The sequence below is a fragment of the Streptomyces sp. NPDC058373 genome, from assembly GCF_042723275.1.
Classification (GTDB): Bacteria; Actinomycetota; Actinomycetes; order Streptomycetales; family Streptomycetaceae; genus Streptomyces.
Genome location: NZ_JBHXJE010000004.1, coordinates 12,434 through 33,115, shown reverse-complemented (window position 1 = coordinate 33,115; position 20,682 = coordinate 12,434). Strand labels below are relative to the sequence as shown.

General features: G+C 73.1%; 20 protein-coding genes and 2 pseudogenes. 15 read left to right on the top strand and 7 right to left on the bottom strand.

The features are described from left to right. Positions 1-79: 79 nt before the first annotated feature. From ACFWMZ_RS04095 to ACFWMZ_RS04045, 11 genes are all read left to right on the top strand, one after another. Complete coding sequence (locus tag ACFWMZ_RS04095; RefSeq protein ID WP_383182084.1) at positions 80-1,777, top strand: nitrite/sulfite reductase; 1,698 nt, start codon at positions 80-82, stop codon at positions 1,775-1,777. Beyond that, positions 1,774-1,956 (top strand): hypothetical protein, encoded by a 183-nt coding sequence (locus ACFWMZ_RS04090; RefSeq protein ID WP_383182086.1) that lies wholly within the window; start codon positions 1,774-1,776, stop codon positions 1,954-1,956. The genes ACFWMZ_RS04095 and ACFWMZ_RS04090 overlap by 4 nt, the downstream gene beginning before the upstream one ends. After that, the gene (locus ACFWMZ_RS04085) at positions 1,953-2,681 is read left to right on the top strand and encodes a phosphoadenylyl-sulfate reductase (RefSeq protein ID WP_383182088.1); all 729 of its coding nucleotides are present in this window, start codon (positions 1,953-1,955) and stop codon (positions 2,679-2,681) included. Before ACFWMZ_RS04090 ends, ACFWMZ_RS04085 begins: the two co-directional genes overlap by 4 nt. 3 nt (positions 2,682-2,684) lie before the next feature. Beyond that, positions 2,685-3,320, top strand: coding sequence for an adenylyl-sulfate kinase (cysC, locus tag ACFWMZ_RS04080; protein ID WP_383182090.1), 636 nt, complete (start codon positions 2,685-2,687; stop codon positions 3,318-3,320). A 76-nt stretch (positions 3,321-3,396) separates the two neighbouring features. Then, a complete protein-coding gene (gene cysD / locus ACFWMZ_RS04075) occupies positions 3,397-4,338 on the top strand; it encodes a sulfate adenylyltransferase subunit CysD (protein WP_383182092.1) in 942 nt (313 codons plus the stop codon). 2 nt (positions 4,339-4,340) lie between these two features. Further along, positions 4,341-5,687, top strand: coding sequence for a sulfate adenylyltransferase subunit 1 (locus ACFWMZ_RS04070; protein ID WP_383182094.1), 1,347 nt, complete (start codon positions 4,341-4,343; stop codon positions 5,685-5,687). A 1-nt stretch (position 5,688) separates the two neighbouring features. Further along, positions 5,689-5,856: a hypothetical protein gene (locus tag ACFWMZ_RS04065; RefSeq protein ID WP_383182096.1), complete on the top strand. Its 168-nt coding sequence runs from the start codon at positions 5,689-5,691 to the stop codon at positions 5,854-5,856. 151 nt (positions 5,857-6,007) lie between these two features. Further along, a complete protein-coding gene (locus ACFWMZ_RS04060) occupies positions 6,008-7,099 on the top strand; it encodes an ABC transporter substrate-binding protein (RefSeq protein WP_383199432.1) in 1,092 nt (363 codons plus the stop codon). Positions 7,100-7,181: 82 nt separating this feature from the next. Continuing rightward, positions 7,182-8,006 carry an ABC transporter ATP-binding protein gene (locus ACFWMZ_RS04055; RefSeq protein WP_383199430.1) on the top strand — a complete coding sequence of 275 codons (825 nt, stop codon included), beginning with the start codon at positions 7,182-7,184 and terminating at the stop codon, positions 8,004-8,006. Then, entirely contained in the window at positions 7,993-8,910 is a 918-nt protein-coding gene (locus ACFWMZ_RS04050) for an ABC transporter permease (protein WP_383182102.1), read from the top strand. The genes ACFWMZ_RS04055 and ACFWMZ_RS04050 overlap by 14 nt, the downstream gene beginning before the upstream one ends. 2 nt (positions 8,911-8,912) lie before the next feature. Continuing rightward, positions 8,913-9,704, top strand: coding sequence for a sirohydrochlorin chelatase (locus ACFWMZ_RS04045; RefSeq protein WP_383199429.1), 792 nt, complete (start codon positions 8,913-8,915; stop codon positions 9,702-9,704). 351 nt (positions 9,705-10,055) lie between these two features. Here the strand turns inward: ACFWMZ_RS04045 and ACFWMZ_RS04040 are convergent. Beyond that, positions 10,056-10,262 (bottom strand): annotated as a pseudogene (locus ACFWMZ_RS04040) (NAD(P)-dependent alcohol dehydrogenase); the annotation flags it as partial. Between the two features lie 97 nt (positions 10,263-10,359). Between ACFWMZ_RS04040 and ACFWMZ_RS04035 the strand changes: the two are divergent. Next, positions 10,360-10,941: pseudogene (locus ACFWMZ_RS04035) on the top strand (TetR family transcriptional regulator); the annotation flags it as partial. Positions 10,942-11,125: 184 nt separating this feature from the next. Here ACFWMZ_RS04035 and ACFWMZ_RS04030 read toward each other — a convergent pair. Next, a complete protein-coding gene (locus ACFWMZ_RS04030; RefSeq protein WP_383182108.1) occupies positions 11,126-12,337 on the bottom strand; it encodes a S8 family serine peptidase in 1,212 nt (403 codons plus the stop codon). 625 nt (positions 12,338-12,962) lie between these two features. Here ACFWMZ_RS04030 and ACFWMZ_RS04025 point away from each other — a divergent pair. Then, positions 12,963-13,574 carry a hypothetical protein gene (locus ACFWMZ_RS04025; protein WP_383182110.1) on the top strand — a complete coding sequence of 204 codons (612 nt, stop codon included), beginning with the start codon at positions 12,963-12,965 and terminating at the stop codon, positions 13,572-13,574. 46 nt (positions 13,575-13,620) lie between these two features. Here ACFWMZ_RS04025 and ACFWMZ_RS04020 read toward each other — a convergent pair whose 3' ends face one another. Together ACFWMZ_RS04020 and ACFWMZ_RS04015 are read right to left on the bottom strand one after the other, a co-directional pair. Beyond that, complete coding sequence (locus tag ACFWMZ_RS04020; protein WP_383182112.1) at positions 13,621-14,745, bottom strand: mechanosensitive ion channel family protein; 1,125 nt, start codon at positions 14,743-14,745, stop codon at positions 13,621-13,623. 208 nt (positions 14,746-14,953) lie between these two features. Then, positions 14,954-15,382 carry a MarR family winged helix-turn-helix transcriptional regulator gene (locus tag ACFWMZ_RS04015; RefSeq protein ID WP_383182114.1) on the bottom strand — a complete coding sequence of 143 codons (429 nt, stop codon included), beginning with the start codon at positions 15,380-15,382 and terminating at the stop codon, positions 14,954-14,956. A gap of 227 nt (positions 15,383-15,609) precedes the next feature. Between ACFWMZ_RS04015 and ACFWMZ_RS04010 the strand changes: the two genes are divergently transcribed. Then, positions 15,610-16,698 (top strand): hypothetical protein, encoded by a 1,089-nt coding sequence (locus ACFWMZ_RS04010; protein WP_383182115.1) that lies wholly within the window; start codon positions 15,610-15,612, stop codon positions 16,696-16,698. Positions 16,699-16,781: 83 nt separating this feature from the next. Here the strand turns inward: ACFWMZ_RS04010 and ACFWMZ_RS04005 are convergent, their stop codons facing one another. Continuing rightward, positions 16,782-16,925: a hypothetical protein gene (locus ACFWMZ_RS04005; protein ID WP_383199427.1), complete on the bottom strand. Its 144-nt coding sequence runs from the start codon at positions 16,923-16,925 to the stop codon at positions 16,782-16,784. Between the two features lie 456 nt (positions 16,926-17,381). Between ACFWMZ_RS04005 and ACFWMZ_RS04000 the strand changes: the two genes are divergently transcribed. Further along, positions 17,382-18,242 carry an aminoglycoside phosphotransferase family protein gene (locus tag ACFWMZ_RS04000; protein WP_383182119.1) on the top strand — a complete coding sequence of 287 codons (861 nt, stop codon included), beginning with the start codon at positions 17,382-17,384 and terminating at the stop codon, positions 18,240-18,242. Positions 18,243-18,434: 192 nt separating this feature from the next. Here the strand turns inward: ACFWMZ_RS04000 and ACFWMZ_RS03995 are convergent, their stop codons facing one another. Both ACFWMZ_RS03995 and ACFWMZ_RS03990 read right to left on the bottom strand, forming a co-directional pair. Then, entirely contained in the window at positions 18,435-19,148 is a 714-nt protein-coding gene (locus tag ACFWMZ_RS03995; protein WP_383182120.1) for an exonuclease domain-containing protein, read from the bottom strand. Between the two features lie 140 nt (positions 19,149-19,288). Beyond that, complete coding sequence (locus ACFWMZ_RS03990) at positions 19,289-20,545, bottom strand: SAV2148 family HEPN domain-containing protein (RefSeq protein WP_383182122.1); 1,257 nt, start codon at positions 20,543-20,545, stop codon at positions 19,289-19,291. Between the last annotated feature and the right edge of the window lie 137 nt (positions 20,546-20,682).

Sequence of the window (20,682 nt, the reverse complement as noted above, 5' to 3'; positions counted from 1 at the left end):
CCACGTCGCGCACGCCTGCCCGCTCGCACGTATGCCCAGGTCAGAGCCGTTTCCTGCTGTCCCGAAGGACGTACCATCCATGGCCGCAACCCCGCAGAATCCCGCTGCCGCCACGCCGCGCCGCAAGGCGGGCCGTCACCGTGGTGAGGGTCAGTGGGCCGTGGGTCACTTCACCCCGCTGAACGGCAACGAACAGTTCAAGAAGGATGACGACGGTCTCAATGTGCGGACACGCATTGAGACGATCTACTCCAAGCGCGGTTTCGACTCCATCGACCCGAACGACCTGCGCGGCCGCATGCGCTGGTGGGGTCTGTACACCCAGCGCCGCCCCGGCATCGACGGCGGCAAGACCGCCGTGCTGGAGCCGGAGGAGCTGGACGACGAGTACTTCATGCTCCGGGTCCGCATCGACGGCGGCCGCCTGACCACCCAGCAGCTGCGGGTGATCGGTGAGATCTCCCAGGAGTTCGCCCGGGGCACCGCCGACATCACCGACCGGCAGAACATCCAGTACCACTGGATCCGCATCGAGGACGTCCCCGAGATCTGGAACCGGCTGGAGGCGGTCGGCCTGTCGACCACCGAGGCGTGCGGCGACACCCCGCGCGTCATCCTCGGCTCGCCGGTCGCCGGAATCGCCGAGGACGAGATCATCGACGGCAGCTGGGCCATCGACGAGATCCAGCGCCGCGTCATCGGCAACCCCGCGTTCTCCAACCTGCCGCGCAAGTTCAAGTCGGCGATCTCCGGCTCGCCGCTGCTGGACGTCGCCCACGAGATCAACGACATCTCCTTCGTCGGCGTCCGCCACCCCGAGCTGGGCCCCGGCTTCGACCTGTGGGTCGGCGGCGGCCTCTCCACCAACCCCAAGATCGGCCAGCGCCTCGGCGCCTGGGTCCCGCTGGAGGAGGTGCCCGAGGTCTACGAGGGCGTCATCTCGATCTTCCGCGACCACGGCTACCGCCGCCTGCGCACGCGCGCCCGCCTGAAGTTCCTCCTCGCCGACTGGGGCACCGAGAAGTTCCGCCAGGTCCTGGAGGACGACTACCTCGGCCGCAAGCTCACCGACGGCCCCGCCCCGGACCAGCCGGTGGCCCGCTGGCGCGACCACATCGGCGCCCACCGGCAGCAGGACGGCCGCTTCTACGTCGGCTTCGCCCCGCGCGTCGGCCGCGTCGACGGCACCGTCCTCACCAAGATCGCCGAGCTGGCCGAGGCGCACGGCTCCGGCCGGCTGCGCACCACCGTCGAGCAGAAGATGATCGTGCTGGACGTCGAGGAGGACCAGATCGCCTCCCTGACCGCCGGCCTGGAGGCGCTCGACCTCACCGTCACCCCCTCCCCGTTCCGGCGCGGCACGATGGCCTGCACCGGCATCGAGTTCTGCAAGCTGGCGATCGTCGAGACCAAGGCGCGCGGCGCCGCCCTCATCGACGAACTGGAGCGCCGCATCCCGGAGTTCGACGAGCCGATCACCATCAACCTGAACGGCTGCCCGAACGCCTGCGCCCGCATCCAGGTCGCCGACATCGGCCTCAAGGGGCAGCTCATGATGGGCCCCGACGGCCAGCAGGTCGAGGGGTTCCAGGTGCACCTGGGCGGCGCGCTCGGCCTGGAGGCCGGGTTCGGCCGCAAGGTGCGCGGGCTGAAGGTCACCGCCGACGAACTCCCCGACTACGTCGAGCGGGTGCTCAAGCGCTTCCAGGAAGGCCGCGAGGAGGGTGAGCGGTTCGCGAGCTGGGCCGCCCGCGCCGACGAGGAGGCCCTGTCGTGAGCGAGCGTGCCGCCCCGTTCCACTGCCCGTACTGCGGCGACGAGGACCTGCGCCCCGGCGAACAGGGCCACGGCGCCTGGGAGTGCGCCGCGTGCAACCGCGCGTTCCAGCTGAAGTTCCTGGGCCTGCTCACCCGCGGGCTGGCCCGGGACACCACCTCAAAGGGCGAGCAGATATGAGCGAGATCCGCACCGAACCGGCCGCCGCGCCGGACACCGGCGACGAGGAGCTGCGCGCGCTGGCCGAGCGCGCCGGCGCCGAGCTGGAGGAGGCGTCCGCGCTGGAGATCGTGCGCTGGGCCGCCGACACCTTCGGCGAGCGGTTCTGCGTCACCTCCTCGATGGAGGACGCGGTCGTCGCCCACCTCGCCTCCCGGGTGCGGCCCGGCGTCGACGTCGTCTTCCTCGACACCGGCTACCACTTCCCGGAGACCATCGGCACCCGCGACGCCGTCTCCGCCGTCCTCGACGTCAACGTCCTCACCCTGACCCCGCGTCAGAGCGTGGCCGAGCAGGACGCCGAGTACGGCCCGAAGCTCCACGACCGCGACCCCGACCTGTGCTGCGCCCTGCGCAAGGTCAAGCCCCTCGAAGAGGGCCTGTCCGGGTACGCCGCCTGGGCGACCGGGCTGCGCCGCGACGAGTCGCCGACCCGCGCGAAGACCCCGGTCGTCGGCTGGGACGCGCGCCGCCGCAAGGTCAAGGTCTCCCCCATCGCCCGCTGGAGCCAGGACGACGTGGACGCGTACGTCAGCGAGTACGGCGTCCTCACCAACCCGCTGCTCACCGACGGCTACGCCTCGGTCGGCTGCGCCCCCTGCACCCGCCGGGTGGCGGCCGGGGAGGACGCCCGGGCCGGGCGCTGGTCGGGCACCGGCAAGACCGAGTGCGGGCTGCACGGCTGAGCCATGGAGACCACCACGCCACCGCCCGCCGGGGCGGCGACCTCGCAGATCCCCCGGCGTCAGAACGACCCGCAGCAGATCCATCCGCAGAGGCAGGAGAAGAACGTGACGGGAGCCACCCTCTGGCTCACCGGTCTGCCGAGCGCAGGCAAGACCACCCTCGCCCGGGAGCTGGCGGCGCTGCTCGCCGCCGACGGCCACCGCGCCGAGGTGCTCGACGGCGACGAGATCCGCACCTTCCTCTCGGCGGGCCTCGGCTTCGACCGGGCCGCCCGGGACACCAACGTCCAGCGCATCGGCTTCGTCGCCGAACTCCTCGCCTCGCACGGCGTGACCGTGCTGGTGCCGGTCATCGCGCCGTACGCGGACAGCCGCGAGGCCGTCCGCGAACGGCACCGCAAGAACGGCACGCCGTACCTGGAGGTGCATGTCGCCACCCCGGTGGAGGTCTGCGCCGAGCGCGACGTGAAGGGCCTGTACGCGCGTCAGGCGGCGGGCGAGATCAGCGGCCTGACCGGGGTGGACGACCCCTACGAGGCTCCCGAGGCCCCGGACCTGCGGATCGAGACGCACACCTCGACCGTGGCCGAGTCGGCCGAGGCGCTGCGGGACCTGCTGGCCGAGCGGGGACTGCTGTGAGGCGCGCCCCGGCCGGGCGGCCGACCCCCCGCCCCCACGAGCAGCAGACCGGCTCCCGACACGAAAGGCGGAGCGCATGACGACCGTCGCTTCCTCCTCGCGGGCCGCCGGCCCCGAGACCCCGTACGCGCTGAGTCACCTGGACGCGCTGGAGTCGGAGGCCGTGCACATCTTCCGGGAGGTGGCGGGCGAGTTCGAGCGCCCGGTGATCCTCTTCTCGGGCGGCAAGGACTCCATCGTCATGCTGCACCTGGCGCTGAAGGCGTTCGCCCCGGCCTCGGTGCCCTTCTCGCTGCTGCACGTCGACACCGGGCACAACTTCCCCGAGGTGCTGGAGTACCGGGACCGGACCGTCGCCGAGCACGGGCTGCGGCTGCACGTCGCCTCGGTGCAGGAGTACATCGACGCGGGCACCCTGCGCGAGCGCCCCGACGGCACCCGCAACCCGCTCCAGACCGTGCCGCTGACCGACGCCATCCGCGAGCACCGCTTCGACGCGGTCTTCGGCGGCGGGCGCCGCGACGAGGAGAAGGCCCGCGCCAAGGAGCGCGTCTTCTCGCTGCGCGACGAGTTCTCCCAGTGGGACCCGCGCCGCCAGCGCCCCGAGCTGTGGCAGCTCTACAACGGCCGCCACGCCCCCGGCGAGCACGTCCGCGTCTTCCCGCTCTCCAACTGGACCGAGCTGGACGTCTGGCAGTACATCGCCCGGGAGTCGATCGCGCTGCCGGAGATCTACTTCGCCCACGAGCGGCCGGTCTTCCGCCGCAGCGGCATGTGGCTGACGGCCGGCGAGTGGGGCGGCCCGAAGGACGACGAGCCGGTCGAGACCCGCCTGGTGCGCTACCGCACCGTCGGCGACATGTCCTGCACCGGCGCCGTCGACTCCGACGCCACCACGCTGGACGACGTCATCACCGAGATCGCCGCCTCCCGCCTCACCGAGCGGGGCGCGACCCGCGCCGACGACAAGCTGTCCGAGGCCGCGATGGAAGACCGCAAGCGCGAAGGGTACTTCTAGCCGTGACCACCACCACCGCCACCGAGCAGCTCTCGGCCACCACCCTGCTGCGGTTCGCCACCGCCGGTTCCGTCGACGACGGCAAGTCCACCCTGGTCGGGCGGCTGCTGCACGACTCCAAGTCGGTCCTCACCGACCAGCTGGAGGCCGTCGAGGCCGCCTCGCTCAGCCGCGGCCACGAGGGCCCGGACCTGGCACTGCTCACCGACGGCCTGCGGGCCGAGCGCGAGCAGGGCATCACCATCGACGTCGCCTACCGCTACTTCGCCACGCCCCGGCGCCGGTTCATCCTCGCCGACACCCCGGGCCACGTGCAGTACACCCGGAACATGGTCACCGGCGCCTCCACCGCCGAACTGGCCGTGGTCCTGGTCGACGCCCGCAACGGCGTGGTCGAGCAGACCCGCCGGCACGCCGCCGTCGCGGCGCTGCTGCGCGTGCCGCACGTGGTGCTCGCCGTCAACAAGATGGACCTGGTCGACTACGCCGAGCCCGTCTACGCCGCCATCGCCGAGGAGTTCACCGCCTACGCCACCTCGCTGGGCGTGCCCGAGGTGACCACCATCCCGATCTCGGCGCTGGCCGGGGACAACGTCGTGGAGCCCTCGGCACGGATGGACTGGTACGCCGGGCCGACCGTGCTGGAGCACCTGGAGACCGTCCCGGTCAGCCACGACCTCACCGCCTGCGCCCCGCGCTTCCCGGTGCAGTATGTGATCCGGCCGCAGAGCACCGAGCACCCCGACTACCGCGGGTACGCGGGGCAGATCGCCTCGGGCGCGCTGCGGGTCGGCGAGGAGGTCGTGGTGCTGCCGTCCGGGCGGACCACCACCGTCGCCGCCATCGACGCGCTGGGCGAGCCGACCGACATCGCCTGGGCGCCGCAGTCGGTGACGGTCCGCCTCACCGACGACGTGGACGTCTCCCGCGGCGACCTGATCGCCCCGGCCGCCGAGGCTCCGGAGCTGACCCGCGAGGTCACGGCGACCGTCTGCCACGTCGCCGACGCGCCGCTGACCGTGGGCCACCGGGTGCTGCTCAAGCACACCACCCGCACGGTGAAGGCGATCGTCGAGGCGATCCCCTCCCGGCTCACCCTGGACGACCTCTCGCAGCACCCCGAGCCTGGGCGGCTGGAGGCCAACGACATCGGCCGGGTGCGGCTGCGCACCGCCGAGCCGCTGGCGCTGGACGCGTACGCGCTCTCGCGGCGTACCGGATCGTTCCTGCTGATCGACCCGGCGGACGGCACGACGCTGACCGCGGGAATGGCGGGTGACGCCTTCGCCGACGGCGCCGCCGCCGCGAAGTCCGCGGCCGAGGCCGACGACGAGGGCTGGGACTTCTGAGATGACGACGGGCGGCAGCACCGCGCCGGGCGCGTTCCGCGCCCGGCGGGCCGACCTCACCCACCGCTCCTTCGCGGACGTCTACGGGACGTTCGCGAAGGAGGGCGGCCGGGTCGGCAGCGGGGCGCTCGGCAGCGGGCAGGGCGGGGTCGCGCGATGTGCGCGCTGACGTACGCGCACCGCTCGCGCGCCCACGCCCCCCACCCGCTCCACCGAAGACCGCCGACCGCCCGGCCGCCCCGACGACGGGGCCCCTGAAGCGCCGGGCCTGCGAGAGGACACCTCCCGTGCCTGCCAGCCGTCCCCCGTTCCGTACCCGCATGCCCCTGCGGGCCCTGGCCGCCGCCGCGGCCCTGCCGCTGCTCGTCGGCGCCCTCGCCTCCTGCGGCTACGGTTCGGACGCCGCCGCCGAGAAGAAACCCGAGAAGGCCGCGGGCGGCAGCAAGCTCTCCACCGACAAGGTGAAGGTCGGCTACTTCCCGAACCTCACCCACGCCACCGCGCTGGTCGGCGTCGAGAAGGGCCTCATCGAGAAGGAGTTGGGCGGCGCCGAGCTGGTCCCCTCCACCTTCAACGCCGGGCCCTCCGAGATCGAGGCGCTCAACTCGGGCTCCATCGACATCGGTTTCATCGGCCCCTCGCCGTCCGTCAACGGCTACGTCAAGTCCAAGGGCGACAGCCTGCGCATCATCAGCGGCTCCGCCTCCGGCGGCGTCAAGCTGGTCGTCAACCCCGACAAGATCAAGTCGGTCAAGGACCTCAAGGGCAAGAAGATCGCCACCCCGCAGCTCGGCAACACCCAGGACGTGGCGTTCCTGCACTGGATCTCCGAGCAGGGCTGGAAGGTCGACCCGCAGTCCGGCAAGGGTGACGTGTCGGTGGTCCGCACCGACAACAAGATCACCCCGGACGCCTACAACTCCGGTTCGCTGGACGGCGCGTGGGTGCCGGAGCCGACCGCGTCCAAGCTGGTCGCCGACGGCGCGAAGGCGCTGCTGGACGAGGCCGACCTGTGGCCCGACAAGAAGTTCGTGATCACCAACATCATCGTGTCGCAGAAGTTCGTCAAGGAGCACCCGGACGCCGTCGAGGCGGTGCTGCGGGGGTCGGTGAAGACCAACAAGTGGATCAACGACAACCCGGAGGAGGCGAAGGCGTCCGCCAACGACGCGCTGAAGTCCCTCACCGGCAAGCCGCTGCCCGCCGACGTCCTCGACCCGGCGTGGAAGTCCATCCAGATCACCGACGACCCGCTGGCCGCCACCCTCGACTCGCAGGCGCAGCACGCGGTCAACGCCGGTCTGCTGGAGAAGCCCGACCTCCAGGGCATCTACGACCTGCGGCCGCTGAACAAGGTACTCAAGGCCGAGGGCGCGCCCGCGGTGGACGACGCCGGGCTCGGCGTCAAGTAGCCCTCCCGTCCCGGTACCCCCGACCGCAGCCCGTCCGCCCGCTCACCCCGGGCGGGCGGGCCCCTTCCCGGAGGTGACTCCCATGACCACCACGGTCACCGAGGCAGGCCTCGCCGACGGTACGTCCGCCGGCGCCGCGCCGTCGCCCGCAGCCCGTATCGCCCACGTCTCGAAGTCCTTCCCCGGCCCGGCCGGGGACCAGCTCGTCCTCGACGACATCACCCTGGACGTGGCGCCCGGCGAGTTCGTCACGCTGCTCGGCGCCTCCGGGTGCGGCAAGTCCACCCTGCTCAACCTGGTCGCCGGGCTCGACGCGCCGAGCGGCGGCACCATCGAGACGCCCGGCCGCCCGGCGCTGATGTTCCAGGAGCACGCGCTCTTCCCCTGGCTGACGGCGGGCAAGAACATCGAGCTGGCGCTCAAGCTGCGCGGCGTCCCGAAGCCCGAGCGCCGCCCGCGCGCCGAGGAGCTGCTGGAGCGGGTGCGGCTGGCCGGGGCGTACGGCAAGCGGGTGCACGAGCTGTCCGGCGGGATGCGCCAGCGGGTCGCGCTGGCCCGGGCGCTGGCCCAGGACAGCCGGCTGCTGCTGATGGACGAGCCGTTCGCCGCGCTCGACGCCATCACCCGCGACGTGCTCCACGACGAGCTGACCCGGGTCTGGCACGCCGCCAACGACGACCCCGACGGCCGGAAGCTGTCCGTCCTCTTCGTGACGCACAACGTGCGCGAGGCGGTACGGCTCGCCCAGCGCGTCGTCCTGCTGTCGTCCCGTCCCGGCCGGGTCGCCCGGCAGTGGACGGTGGACATCCCGCAGCCGCGCCGCATCGAGGACACGGCCGTCGCGGAGCTGTCCGTCGAGATCACCGAAGAACTGCGTGGGGAGATCCGCCGCCATGGCCAGCACTGAGACCCGCGACGCCGCCGAGGAGGCGGCCCGCGAGCCGAAGAAGCCCTCCGAGGACCTGGCGGGCCTTGAGGCGGGGCTCGACGCCCTGGACGCGGTCCCCACCCGCCGCACCTCGCTCCGCGACACCCTGGTCCGCAAGGTGCTGCCGCCGCTGGTCGCGGTCGCGCTGGTGCTGGTGGTCTGGCAGGTCCTGGTGTGGGCCCAGGTCACCGAGGAGTACAAGCTGCCCTCGCCCGGTGCCGTCTGGGCCGAGGTCTCCGAGGCCTGGTACCAGGGAACGCTGCTCGGCTACATCTGGACCAGCGTCTCGCGCGGCCTGCTCGGCTTCCTCTTCGCGCTGGCCATCGGCACGCCGCTGGGGCTGCTGGTGGCCCGGGTGAAGTTCGTCCGGGCGGCGATCGGGCCGGTCCTCTCCGGTCTCCAGTCGCTGCCGTCGGTGGCCTGGGTGCCGCCCGCGGTGATCTGGCTGGGCCTCAACGACCAGATGATGTTCGCGGTGATCCTGCTGGGCGCCGTCCCCTCCATCGCCAACGGCCTCGTCTCCGGCGTCGACCAGGTGCCCCCGCTGTACCTGCGGGCCGGGCGCACGCTGGGCGCGACCGGGCTGCGCGGCACCTGGCACATCGTCATGCCCGCCGCGCTGCCGGGCTACCTGGCGGGGCTGAAGCAGGGGTGGGCGTTCTCCTGGCGGTCGCTGATGGCGGCGGAGATCATCGCCTCCTCGCCCGAGCTGGGCATCGGCCTGGGGCAGTTGTTGGAGAACGGCCGCACCGCGAGCAGCATGCCGATGGTGTTCCTCGCGATCCTGCTCATCCTCGTCGTCGGCGTCGCCATCGACCTGCTGATCTTCAGTCCGCTGGAGCGCTGGGTACTGCGCAACCGCGGGCTGCTCGCCCGGAGCTGACCATGCGCCACCACACCTTCCCGCCCGCCGCCCGCACCCCGGACACCGCCGCGCCCGTCCTGATGGTCGTCGCCCACGGCAGCCGGGACCCGCGGCACGCCGCCACGGTGCACGCCCTGGTGGAACGGGTCCGCGGGCTCGCCCCGGGGCTGCGGGTCGAGGCCGCGTTCCTCGACTTCGACGCGGAGACCGTGCCCGGGCTGCTGGAGCGGCTGTACGCCGAGGGGGCACGGGACGTGGTGGCGCTGCCGCTGCTGCTGACCCGGGCCTTCCACGCCAAGGCCGACCTGCCCGCCGTCCTCGGCGAGGCCGCGGCCCGGCTCCCGCTGCTGCGGGTGCGGCAGGCCGGGGTGCTGGGCCCCTCCCCGCTGCTGACGGCGGCGCTGGAGCGGCGGCTCGGCGAAGCCGGGGTGGAGCTCGGGCAGCGTGGCTCGACCGGGGTCGTGCTGGCCTCGGCGGGCTCTTCCGACCCGGAGGCGATCGCAGTGATCGCAGACATCGCGCGGGAGTGGCGGCGCACCGGTTGGTGCGCCGTGCGGCCTGCGTTCGCCTCCGCCTGTGGTCCGGGGCGTCCCCGGACCGAGGACGCGGTCGCCACCCTGCGCGCCGAAGGCGCGCGTCGGGTGGTGGTCGCGCCCTACGTCCTCGCGCCCGGGCGCCTTCCCGACCGCATCGCCGAGGGGTCCGCCGGGGCGGACGCCCTCGCCCCCGTCCTCGGGGCCGCGCCCGAGGTGGCCCGCCTGGTCCTCCGGCGCTACCGGGAGCGAGCGGACCTCGGCCTGGCGGCGGCCTGACCCCGGCGTCGGGACGGCCCGGCCTCAAGCGCCGGCCGAGCTGTTCTTGCGGCTGCTCTCCGCTTCCGAGCACCGGTTCAAGACGGCCTCAACCGCCGACCGGGCTTGATAGGTCGCCTCCACCGCCGACCAGGCTGAGACCAGCCCAGGCCCGACTCACCAGACCAGCCACCCGACAGCCCGGCCCGCCTTCCAGCCCGGCCGGCGTTTGAGGCCGTCTCGAACCGCCACCCGCAGCCGGGGAGCGGCGAAATTCAGCCCGGCCGGCGCCTGAGGCCAATCTCAGCCCGGCCGGCGCTCGAGGCCACCGCGGCCGTGGAGGCCGTCCTCCCCCGCTGACCCCGCCGGGCCTCACCGGTCGAGGTCGGACATGTCCAGGACGAAGCGGTACCGGACGTCCCCGCGCTCCAGCCGTTCCAGCGCCTCCCCGACCCGGGCGCAGGGCAGCACCTCGACCTCCGCGGTGATCTCGTGCTCGGCGCAGAACGCCAGCATCTCGGCGGTGGCGGGCAGTCCGCCCGTGCCCGACGAGGTCAGCTCCTGGCGGCCGATGCAGAGGCCCAGGACGTTCACCTGACAGACTGTTCGGTCTGCCTACGGTAGGACGCCGTGACCCTGGAGGCGAACAGACCGGTCTGTCTGTTGGCGTGGCGCCATGGCGGCAGAACCCTCGACGAAGCGCGGAGCCGCGACCCGGCGGCGCATCCTCGACGCGGCCACGGCGGAGTTCGCCCGGTACGGCATCGCGGGCGCCCGGGTGGAGCGCGTGATCCAGGCCGCACGCACCAACAAGGCGATGCTCTTCGGGTACTTCGGCAGCAAGGACGGCCTCTTCGATGCCGTGGTGAGCGATGCGCTGGAAGGGATCACCACCCTGGTCCCGATCGACGCCGAGGACCTGGCCGACTGGGCGGTCCGCCTCTACGACGAGTACCTGGTGACCCCGGAACTGGTCCGCCTCGCCACCTGGATCCGGCTGGAGCGCCGGCCCGCCGGCCATTTGACCGGGGAGGCCGACCGGTTCGACGGCGCCAAGACCGAGGCCACCGCGCGCGCCCAGGCGGCCGGCCTGGTCGGCGAGGGCGACCCCTTCGACCTCATGGCCCTGGTCATCGCCATGTCGTGCGCGTGGTCCCCGGTGAGCGGTGTCTACGCCGCCACCGCCCACGAGGACCCGGCGGTCCACGAACGCCGCCGCACCCTCCTGCGTGACTGCGTACGCCGCGCCACCGCTCCCTTCCCTGACACGCCGAGGCGGGCCGGCAGCACAGAGGAATGTGACCGCGGCGGGGGCAGCAAAACGCGGACGACCGCCGTGCCCCGTGGGGGCGGGCACGGCGGTCGTCGGTTCCGGGAGGGTGTCCCGGGCCGGAGCCCGGGGGCACCCGGTGCCGAACGGGTCGGCGGGAGGCGTCGGGTGATTACTCGACGACCTTCAGGAGCAGGTTGGGCGTGCCCGAACTCGGGTTGGTGATGGCGTCCGGGGTGGCGCCGTCGGTGAGCGCGGTGGCGACCTCCTCCGGGGTGGCCTCCGGGTTGCCCGCGAGATAGACGGCGGCGGCGCCGACGACGTGCGGGGTGGCCATGGAGGTGCCGGAGATGGTGTTGGTGGCGTCGTCGCCGGTGTTCCAGGCCGAGGTGATCTCGGAGCCCGGGGCGTAGATGTCGACGGTGTCGCCGTAGTTGGAGAAGTACGACTGCGCGTCGTCCTCGTCGGAGGAGGCCACGGTGATGGCTTCCTCGACGCGGGCGGGCGAGCTGGACGAGGCGTCGCTCGACTCGTTGCCCGCGGCGACGCCGTAGGTGACACCGGCGGCGATCGAGTTGCGGACCGCCGTGTCGAGGGCCTCGTCGGCGCCGCCGCCGAGGCTCATGTTGGCGACGGACGGGCCGGAGTGGTTCTCGGTGACCCAGTCGATACCGGCGACGACCTGCTCGGTGGTGCCGGAGCCGTTGTCGTCCAGGACGCGGACGGCGACGATGTCCGCCTTCTTGGCGACGCCGTGGGCGGCACCGGCGATGGTGCCGGCGACGTGGGTGCCGTGGCCGTTGCCGTCGTCGGCGTCGTCGTCGCCGTCCACCGCGTCGTAGCCGGAGGTGGCGCGGCCCTCGAAGTCCTCGTGGGTCACGCGGACGCCGGTGTCGATGACGTAGGCGGTGACGCCCTCACCGGCCGAGTCGGGGTAGGTGTACTCGCCGTCGCCGGCGGTCTCGGTCTGGTCGATGCGGTCCAGACCCCACGACGGCGGGTTGGTCTGGGTGGCGTCGATGGTGAACTTCTTGTTCTGGACGACCTTGTCCACCGCCGGGTCGGCGGCGAGGCGCTTGGCGTCCTCCAGCGACATGCCGGAGGTGGAGAAGCCGTTGACGGCCGAGCCGTAGTTGCGCTTGAAGGTGCCGCCGTACTCCTTGGCGAGGCCCTTCTTGTCCGCCGCGCTGACCTTCTTGTCGAGCATGACGATGTAGCTGCCGGAGACGGCGCCCTTGGCGGCCGTGCCGTAGACCTTGCCCTCGACGGGCGCCGGGGCGGCGCCCGCGAACGGGCTCGCGAAGACGGTGACGCCGACGGCCATGGCGGTGGTGGCTATCGCGGCGGTGAGCTTGGTCCTGCGAGCACGCTGGTGAGTTGCCATGAAGAGGGATCTCCTCGCGCTGTGTGGGGGGTTGTGAGGGTGAGCGGCGCGCACCGTCCGCCCGAGTACGGCAGTGGGGGTGGGGCGGGTGATGCGGCCGGACGCCAACCGCCCCGGAAATTCTGGCGAATTCCTGGGGCTGGGACGAAACCCTGTCTGATTGACGCGCGCAGATCAAGGCCTTCATGCGCCTGTGACTTGTTCAACAAGTTTTCGTAATCACAAATCCGCGACCTGCTGACACTTCGGGCAACGGTGGCCGCTTCCCCCGCTTTCCGGGGACATGCGGGCCATGTACGTGAAGGTTCCGCGAGCGTTCGGGCGACTTGGTGATCACCCGGCGGGACTCCGTGACCACTTCGGAGTGCGCCGCACGCGCCCAGCACGACCGGAGCGCGGTGCCTCAGTTGAACCGGCCACCGACTGGCCGAATCCGCACCACCACCTCCTCGCCACAGCGACGAGAACCAGCCACCCGTTCGGCCCGGAACCCGCGCCGCACACCCCGAACCGCGTCCGCCGAACGGACGCCGCCCACCTCGCAGCGGTACAGCGTCGCCCCTCGGAAGCCGACACAACACAACGAAAGCCTTCTATCGGACACCACCTGCCGCTGGAGACTCCCATGACGCCCCCTCACACGCTCTCCCCCGACACCTTGGACGAGGAGGCGGCCCTCCTCCACGAGTCCGCCGTCTGGCAGGAACTCGTCGCCTCCTGGTCCACCACGGCCGCCCCCGCCCCCGCTCCCGCCCCTCAGGAGGAATGGCGCGCCCTGCTCTCCGTCCCGGTGGCGGAGCTCGTCGCGGAGGCCGCCCGCGCCCGCCCGGCGCCGGACCCGGCCACCGCCTCCCCGCTGCCGGGCCGGGTGGGGGCGATCCTCCCGGACCGCCTGTACGGCTGGCGGCGTGCGGGCGCCGCCGACGTTCTCCCCTCGGCCCACATGGCGTACGCGCGGCGCGTGCTGGTCGACTGGGGCTGGCAGAACCGCCCCTACCGGATGCGGAATCTGCGTGGGGCCCGCTGCCTGTGCGGCGCCCTGCTCACCGCGCACCGCCTCGGCCACGGCAGCCTGGACACCGCCAACCGCTCGGCCGCCTGGCTCATGACCGAGCTGCGCGCCCGCGGCTGGCGCGACCTGATCGGCCCGTGGAACCGCGCCCCGGGCCGGACGGCGGCCCAGGCCCTGGAGCTGCTGGACGCGGCGGCGGCCAGGGCGCGGGGCGCGGGCGAGTGATCCGACGCCCCCGAGTCAGGGCGCCGGTACGGGCGGAGGGGCGTCGTCAGCCCCGCCCGGTGCCCGGCAGTTCGCGGGGCTCCTCCGCCGCGCCGCCGTCCTTGCCGAGCAGGCCGCCGGCGGGACGGGCGGGGGCCGGTGCGGCCGGGCCCGTGGTGATGCGGGGCAGCGCGTACGGGTGCTCCTCCGTCAGCCAGACGAGGAGCTGCTCACGGACGGTGCAGCGGGCGGTCCAGATGTCGTCGGCGTCCCGGGCGGTGACGACGACGCGTACCTCCATGGTGGTGGCGGTGGAGTCGGTGACCGCCAGGCTCCAGTCGCGCCGGTCCCAGGCCTCGCAGTGGTCGAGGATCTCCTCGACCTTCTTGCGCATCAGGCTGAGCGGCGCCCGGTGGTCGAGCTGGAAGAAGACGGAACCGGTCATCTGCACGCCGCCGCGCGACCAGTTCTCGAAGGGCTGGCTGGTGAAGTAGGAGACGGGCATGGTGATGCGCCGCTCGTCCCAGGTGCGCACCGCGACCACGGTCAGGGTGACCTCGTCGATGACGCCCCACTCGCCGTCGACCACCACGGTGTCGCCGAGCCGCACCATGTCGCCGAAGGCGATCTGGAACCCGGCGAAGAGGTTGCCGAGGGTGGACTGGGCGGCGACACCGGCGACGATGCCGATGATGCCCGCCGAGGCGAGCATCGAGGTGCCGACGGCACGCAGTTCCGGGAAGGTCAGCAGCATCGCGGCGCCGGCGACCACGCAGACCACGGCGGTGACGATCCGCAGGATGAGCGTGACCTGGGTCCGCACCCGCCGCACCCGCGCCCGGTCGGCGGACATCGAGGCGTACCGCGCGTAGGTCGACTCCACGGCGGCGGCCGCCGCGCGCAGCACCAGCCAGGCGGTGGAGGCGATCAGGACGAGTGAGAGCACCTGCCCGATGCCCGCCTCGTGGTCGTGGATGATCTCCAGCTCGGTCTGCCGGTACGCGCCGCGCAGGATCGCGGTGAGCAGCACCACCTGGAGCGGCGGCCGGCAGCGTCGCAGCAGACCCCAGAGCGGGGTCTCCGGATGCCGGGCGTTGGCCCGGCGCAGCAGCAGGTCGGCGAGCCAGCCGAGCAGCAGGGTGAGGGCGAGGGCACCGCCCACGACGATCAGCGGACGCAGTACGTTCTCCATGACTCCGGGTGCCAGTGGCGGGACGGGGACGGGGGCAGCGGCCCGTACGACCTCCTCGCGGGAGGCGGGAAACGGGGGCCGCGACCGTGCCGCCGCCCGCACCCCGGTCGGGGAAGGGGGGCGCGAGGCGTGCGACCGGTCAGCTCTGCGCGTGCCCTGGCCCGCCCCGGGGAAACCGCGTGGGGTGCGCCCCACGAGGGAGCCGGGGTCAGTTCTCGTCAGCGCCGTTGTAGCGGAGCAGGTAGTCGGCGAACCGGTCGAGGTCGGCCTCGGCCCACTCCCCCAGGCGTTCCCGGTAGGCGGCGCGGCGGACGTCGGTGGTCTGGGCGAGCACCTCTTCGCCGCGCTTGGTGAGATGGAGCACATGGACGCGGTGGTCGTCCTCGGCGACGCGCCGCTCGATGAGCCCTGAGCGTTCCAGCGCCCCGACCTGGCGGCTGATCGTCGACTTGTCGAGGAGGTAGTGGGTGGCGAGGTCGGTGGCCCGCATGCCCTCACGGGTCTCCAGGTGACTGAGCAGCGTGTACGAGACGAGCGAGAGCTCGGGGTGCAGGTTCGCGGCCGCCGCACGGGCCCGGCGGGCGAACGCCGTCATCTCGCGCTGGATCGTCTCCAGCGCCTCCTCCCGGTGGCTCACCGGCGCACCCTTTCCTCCGAGCGGTGACCGCGGCGCGGACAGCGCGCGGAACGCCCGGGCTGCCTGCCGAGCATTTAGTTGTATAGTACAAAGTAATTAAGAAGTTGTCATAGCCAACCACTGATCCGCGCGGCACCCCCGGGCCTCCTGAGCCCCTCGGAGCCTCCGGGTTCTTCGGCCCCTTCGGCCGAGACCACCGCGCGGAGTCGGTGCGGGAGAGCGATCCGATGTCTTCAGTCAGGAAACCGGCGGCCCACGCCCCGGCCTCCTCGGGCGCGCTGCGCCACGTCCTGCTCCACCTCGTCACCCCGCTGGTGATGTGCCTGGGAATGGGCCTCGCCTACATGAGCGCCTTCGTCAGCCCCCACCCGCACGAGGTACCGGTCGCGGTGGTCGGCTCCGGCCCCCAGACCCAGGTGCTCGCCCAGACCGTGAAGGACCAGGCGGGGGACGCACTGGACGTCCGCACCGTCGCCGACCGCGGCGAGGCCAGGGAGCTGCTGCACGACCAGGAGCTGTCCGGCGCGTTCGTCCCGGACGCCGACCGGCCGGAGCTGCTGATCGCCTCCGCCGCCTCCGACATGAGCGCCATCGCGGTGCAGAAGGTCTTCACCCCGCTCGCCGCCGAGCAGGGCGCACCGCTGACCATCACCGACGTGGCCGCCCCGGTCGACGACGACCCCACCGGCCAGGGCCTCTTCTTCCTCCTGGTCGCCGTCAGCATCGGCGGCTACGCCTCGGTCGCCGTGGTCGGCGGCGCGGGCGGCGCCCTGCCGATGCGCCTGCGCGCCCTGCTGGCCGCCGGCGTCTCCCTGGTCGTCAGCCTGATCGGCACCGCCCTCGCCGGCCCCGTCTTCCACCTGGCCCACCACAGCCTCTTGCAGGTCTGGGGCCTGAGCTGGCTCTACGCGGCGGGCATCCTCGCCATCGGCACCGGCCTGCACACCTTCCTCAAGCGCTGGACCACGCTCGCGATGATGGTGCTCTTCGTGATGCTGAACTTCACCAGCTCCGGCGGCCTCTTCCTCCCCCACCTCCAGAACGGCTTCTTCGGCTCCCTGCACGCCTTCTGGAACGGCGCGGGCTTCGTCGAGGGGCTCCGCTCCCTCCTCTACTTCGACAGCCGCGGTCTCTCGGGCCACATCTGGACCCTCGTCGCCTGGCTGGCCGCGGGCGCCCTCGCCCTCGTCGCCGCGGCCCTCCACGAACGCCGCCTCCACCGGGCGCCGGCCGCCCCCGCGGCCGACCGCGCCGCCACCGACCCGGAGGAGAAGGCCGACACGGAGGAAGAGATGGAGGAGTCGGTCGCCGTCTGACCTTCCCTTCCCTCCTCCTCTCCTCCCTCGCCTGTGCCCCGCCGGACCGACGCCTGCGGGGCACAGGCGTGCCGGCGCCCCGGTCAGGCGGAACGCACCCACCCGGTGGACTCCAGCCCCGCGGTGAGAAAGCGGCGCACGATCTCCGACCCGTCCGCCTCGACCCCTTCCGCGGCCACCGTCACCTCACCGATCACCGCCCCGCAGAAGGCCCACCCGAGTTCCATGGCCTTCTCCTCACCTCGTGGACGCGCTGCTGGACGGCCTCGGGCTCGCCCGCACCCACCAGTGCGGCACTTGTACGGGGCCTGGCCGGCCGTCAGGTACGCCCTGCACGCGCCGGAGCGGGTGAACCGCCTCGCCCTCGTGGACCCCCCCAGGTCTTCGCCGGATTCCGCGTCGGCCACCTGGTGCGCGCGCTGCCGGCGCTGCTCCGCCCCATCGTGGCTGGCCCGCACCCGCGTCTTCGTCGCACCCACGACGTCTCAGGCCCGGCGCTCCACCGTCCTGCGGGGCATCTGCGTCACTCCCGCCATCCGGTACGCACACCCGGCCACCGACCTCACCCCGCGCTACAACCCGGCCGGCCCTTGAGGCCGCCCCAGCCCCGCCGGGCCGATCCCAAAACCTCCGGCCCACCGCCAGGTGAAAGACTGGGCGAGCACAAACCCCACGGAGGAACGATGGACGAGCCCCAGGCCAGATCCGTACTGGCCGCCGCCGGCCTCTCGACCCCCGCCGACAAGGCGGCCCTGCTGGCCTTCGGCGAGAACGCCGTCTTCGCCTTCGGCGACCTCGTGGCCAAGGTCGGCCGCGCCCCCGAGCTCCTGGAACGCGCCCGCCGCGAACTGCGGATCGCCGTCTGGCTCCAGGAGCAGGGCGTCCCCGCCGTCCGCGCCGTACAGCCCGAGCCCCTGCTGGTCGACGGCCACCCCGTCACCCTCTGGCGCCGCCTCTCCGACCCGGTCCGCCCCGCGGCCCCGGCCGACCTCGCGGCCCTGCTCCGCCAGGTCCACGCGCTGGACCCGCCCCCCTTCGGCCTGCCCCGCCGGGAACTCCTCGGCGGCGTCGAACGCTGGCTCCGCCTGGCGGGCGACGCCATCGACCCGGCCGACGCCGACTACCTCCGCGAGCGCAGAGACGGCTTCGCCAACGCCACCGCCGCGCTCGTCCCGCACCTGCCACCCGGCCCGATCCACGGCGACGCGCTCCCGCGCAACGTCCACATCGGCCCCGACGGCCCGGTCCTCACCGACCTGGAGACCTTCTCCTCGGACCTGCGGGAGCACGACCTGGTCGTCCTGGCCCTCTCCCGCGACCGGTACGGCCTCCCGGACGAGGAGTACCGGCGCTTCACCTCGGTCTACGGCTGGGACGTCCGCGAGTGGGAGGGCTGCGCCGTGCTGCGCGGCGCCCGCGAGACGGCGAGCTGCGCCTGGGTCTCCCAACACGCCCCGGGCAACCCGAAGGCACTCGCCGAGTTCCGCCGCCGCGTCGCCTCCCTCCGCGAAGGCGACACCGAAGTCCGCTGGCACCCCTTCTGACACCAACCCGCCCCACCAGCCCAACCGTCCCTTGAGGCCGACCCGGCCCGGCCGGCGCTTGAGGCCATCAGTAACCGCCACGGTCAAGACGGACCCAGCCAAAACTTCAGCCCGGCCGGCGCTTGAGGCCAACCCAGCCCGGTCGGCACCCGGCGAAGCCCAGCCCCCGGCAGGCGGCCGAGGCACCCCGCCTCAGGCCGCCTCGCCATGCAGCGGCCATCCCCCGTCGACAACAGCCCCCACCTCCCCCTTACGCCGCAAATACGCCTGAAAATCGGCGGCCCTCTCAGCCGCCCACCCCACCTGCCGCTCATGCAGCGCCGCCGGCCCGAGAGCGGCGACCTTCGGGTGGCGCAGGGCTATCGCCCGGGCCAGCCGGGCCGCCGCCAGCGCGTCCGCCGAGGCGTCGTGCGCGTCCTCCAGCTCCACCCCGTACTCGGCGCAGACCGCCGAGAGGCGGCGGCTGCCCCTGCGGTACCGGTCGACAGCGCGGTCCACGGTGAGCGGGTCGATCACCGGGCCGACCGGTGCTCCGCCGAGCCGGTCGGCCAGCGAGGGCAGCCGGTGGCGCCGCAACTCGGCGGCGAGCAGGGTGAGGTCGAAAGGGGCGTTGTAGGCGACGACGGGGACGCCCGCGCGCCAGTACCCGGTGAGGGCGTCGGCGACGGCGTCGGCGACCCGGTCGGGCGGGCTTCCCTCGGCCGCGGCCCTGGCGTCGGTGATGCCGTGGACGGCGGTGGCACCGGCCGGGATGGGTATGCCCGGATCGGCCAGCCACGCGCGGTGGCCCTTGCGGGCGCCGTCCGCCACCTCGATGACGGCCGCCGTGACGATCCGCGCCTCCCGCGGGTCGGTGCCCGTCGTCTCCAGGTCGAACCCGATCAGCAGCTCCCGGTGCCAGCCCATGGCCGCCCCTCCTTTTTGTGCGTTCCCCCAGTGGTGCCCCACCTTCGCACGCACCACCGACAGCGCCCCGTCCTCCGCCCTGCCGTGCCCAGCCACCTGCCCACCGGGGCCACCCGGCGCCCCGGGCGGAGGGAACCGTGTCAGGAGACGGGCCGCGAGTCGGCCCAGGCCAGTTCGAACTCCTCGCGGTAGGTCTCGAACAGCCCGTTCTCCCCCGGCCCGTCCTCGCGCCCGCCGCCGTGGCGCACGACGCGCGCACCGCCGCGCAGGACGAGGACCGGCGCCTCCATGCCGCGGGTGCGGCGCAGGTAGGACTGGACGACCGCGACGCCGTCGGCGCCGTCCCCGTCGACCAGGTAGGCGGTGAAGCGGGGCGTCTCGTCGTACACCTGGATCTCGAAGGCGCCGGGGTCGCGCAGGCGGGCGCGGACGCGGCGCATGTGGAGGATGTTCATCTCCACCGAGCGGCTCAGCTCGCCGCGCTTGAGGCCCAGCTCGCGCTCGCGGCGCTTGACGGCGCTGGAGGCCGGGTTGAGGAAGAGGAGGCGGACCCGGCTGCCCTCCTCGGCGAGCCGGACCAGGCGCCGCCCGGAGAAGTTCTGCACGAGGAGGTTGAGCCCTATCCCGATGGCGTCGAGGCGACGGGCCCCGCCGAACAGGTCCTCGGCGGGGAACTGCCGCAGCAGCCGGACCCGGTCCGGGTGGACGCCGACCACGTCCGCGTACCGGTCCCCCACCAGATCCTCCACGGCGTCGACGCGCAGCCGCCGGGCCGAGGGCACGTCGGAACCGGCGCCGAGCATCTCCAGCAGGACCGCCGAGGCCCGCTCGGCCTGGGAGAGGACGGCCTGCGAGAGGGCTCGGTTGCGGGAGACGACGTTGCGGGTGACCTCCAGCTCGTCGAGGGCCAGCTCGACGGCACGGCGGTCGTCGAAGTACGGCTCGAAGCAGGGCCAGTGCTGCACCATCAACTCGCGCAGCTGCGGCAGGGTGAGGAAGCTGAGCACGTTGTCGTCGGCCGGGTCGAGCAGGTAGCCCTTGCGGCGGCTGACCTCGCGGACGGCGACGGCGCGCTGCACCCACTCCTGTCCGGCGGGCCCGGCGGCGGCGACGACCCAGTCCTCGCCGTGCACCGGCTCGTAGACAGGGCGCAGCACGGCGGCGACCACCGCGCGGAGCCGCTGTTCGACCAGATTGAGCCAGATGTAGGCGCGTCCTGCGCGCTGGGCGCGGGTGCGGACCTCGCTCCAGGCGTCGGCGCCCCAGTCCAGCTCCGGGCCTATCTGGGCGCCGGTCTCCACCGGCCGCGCCAGGGACACCGCTCCGGACGGGACCTCCCCGGAGCCCCCCTCGTGACCTGGGTCACCAGGGGGCAGCTCCAGCCCTCCCGAGCTCACCCGCGTACCGCCTTCCGCTCCCCGGAGGCCCCCGGCACTCCCCTGTTCAACGATCAAGGAAGGGTACTCCGGGTGTGGCGGGCGTGCAGCCCGATGCCCGGGGTCCCATCCCAACTCGACTGATCGTCAAGGACGTT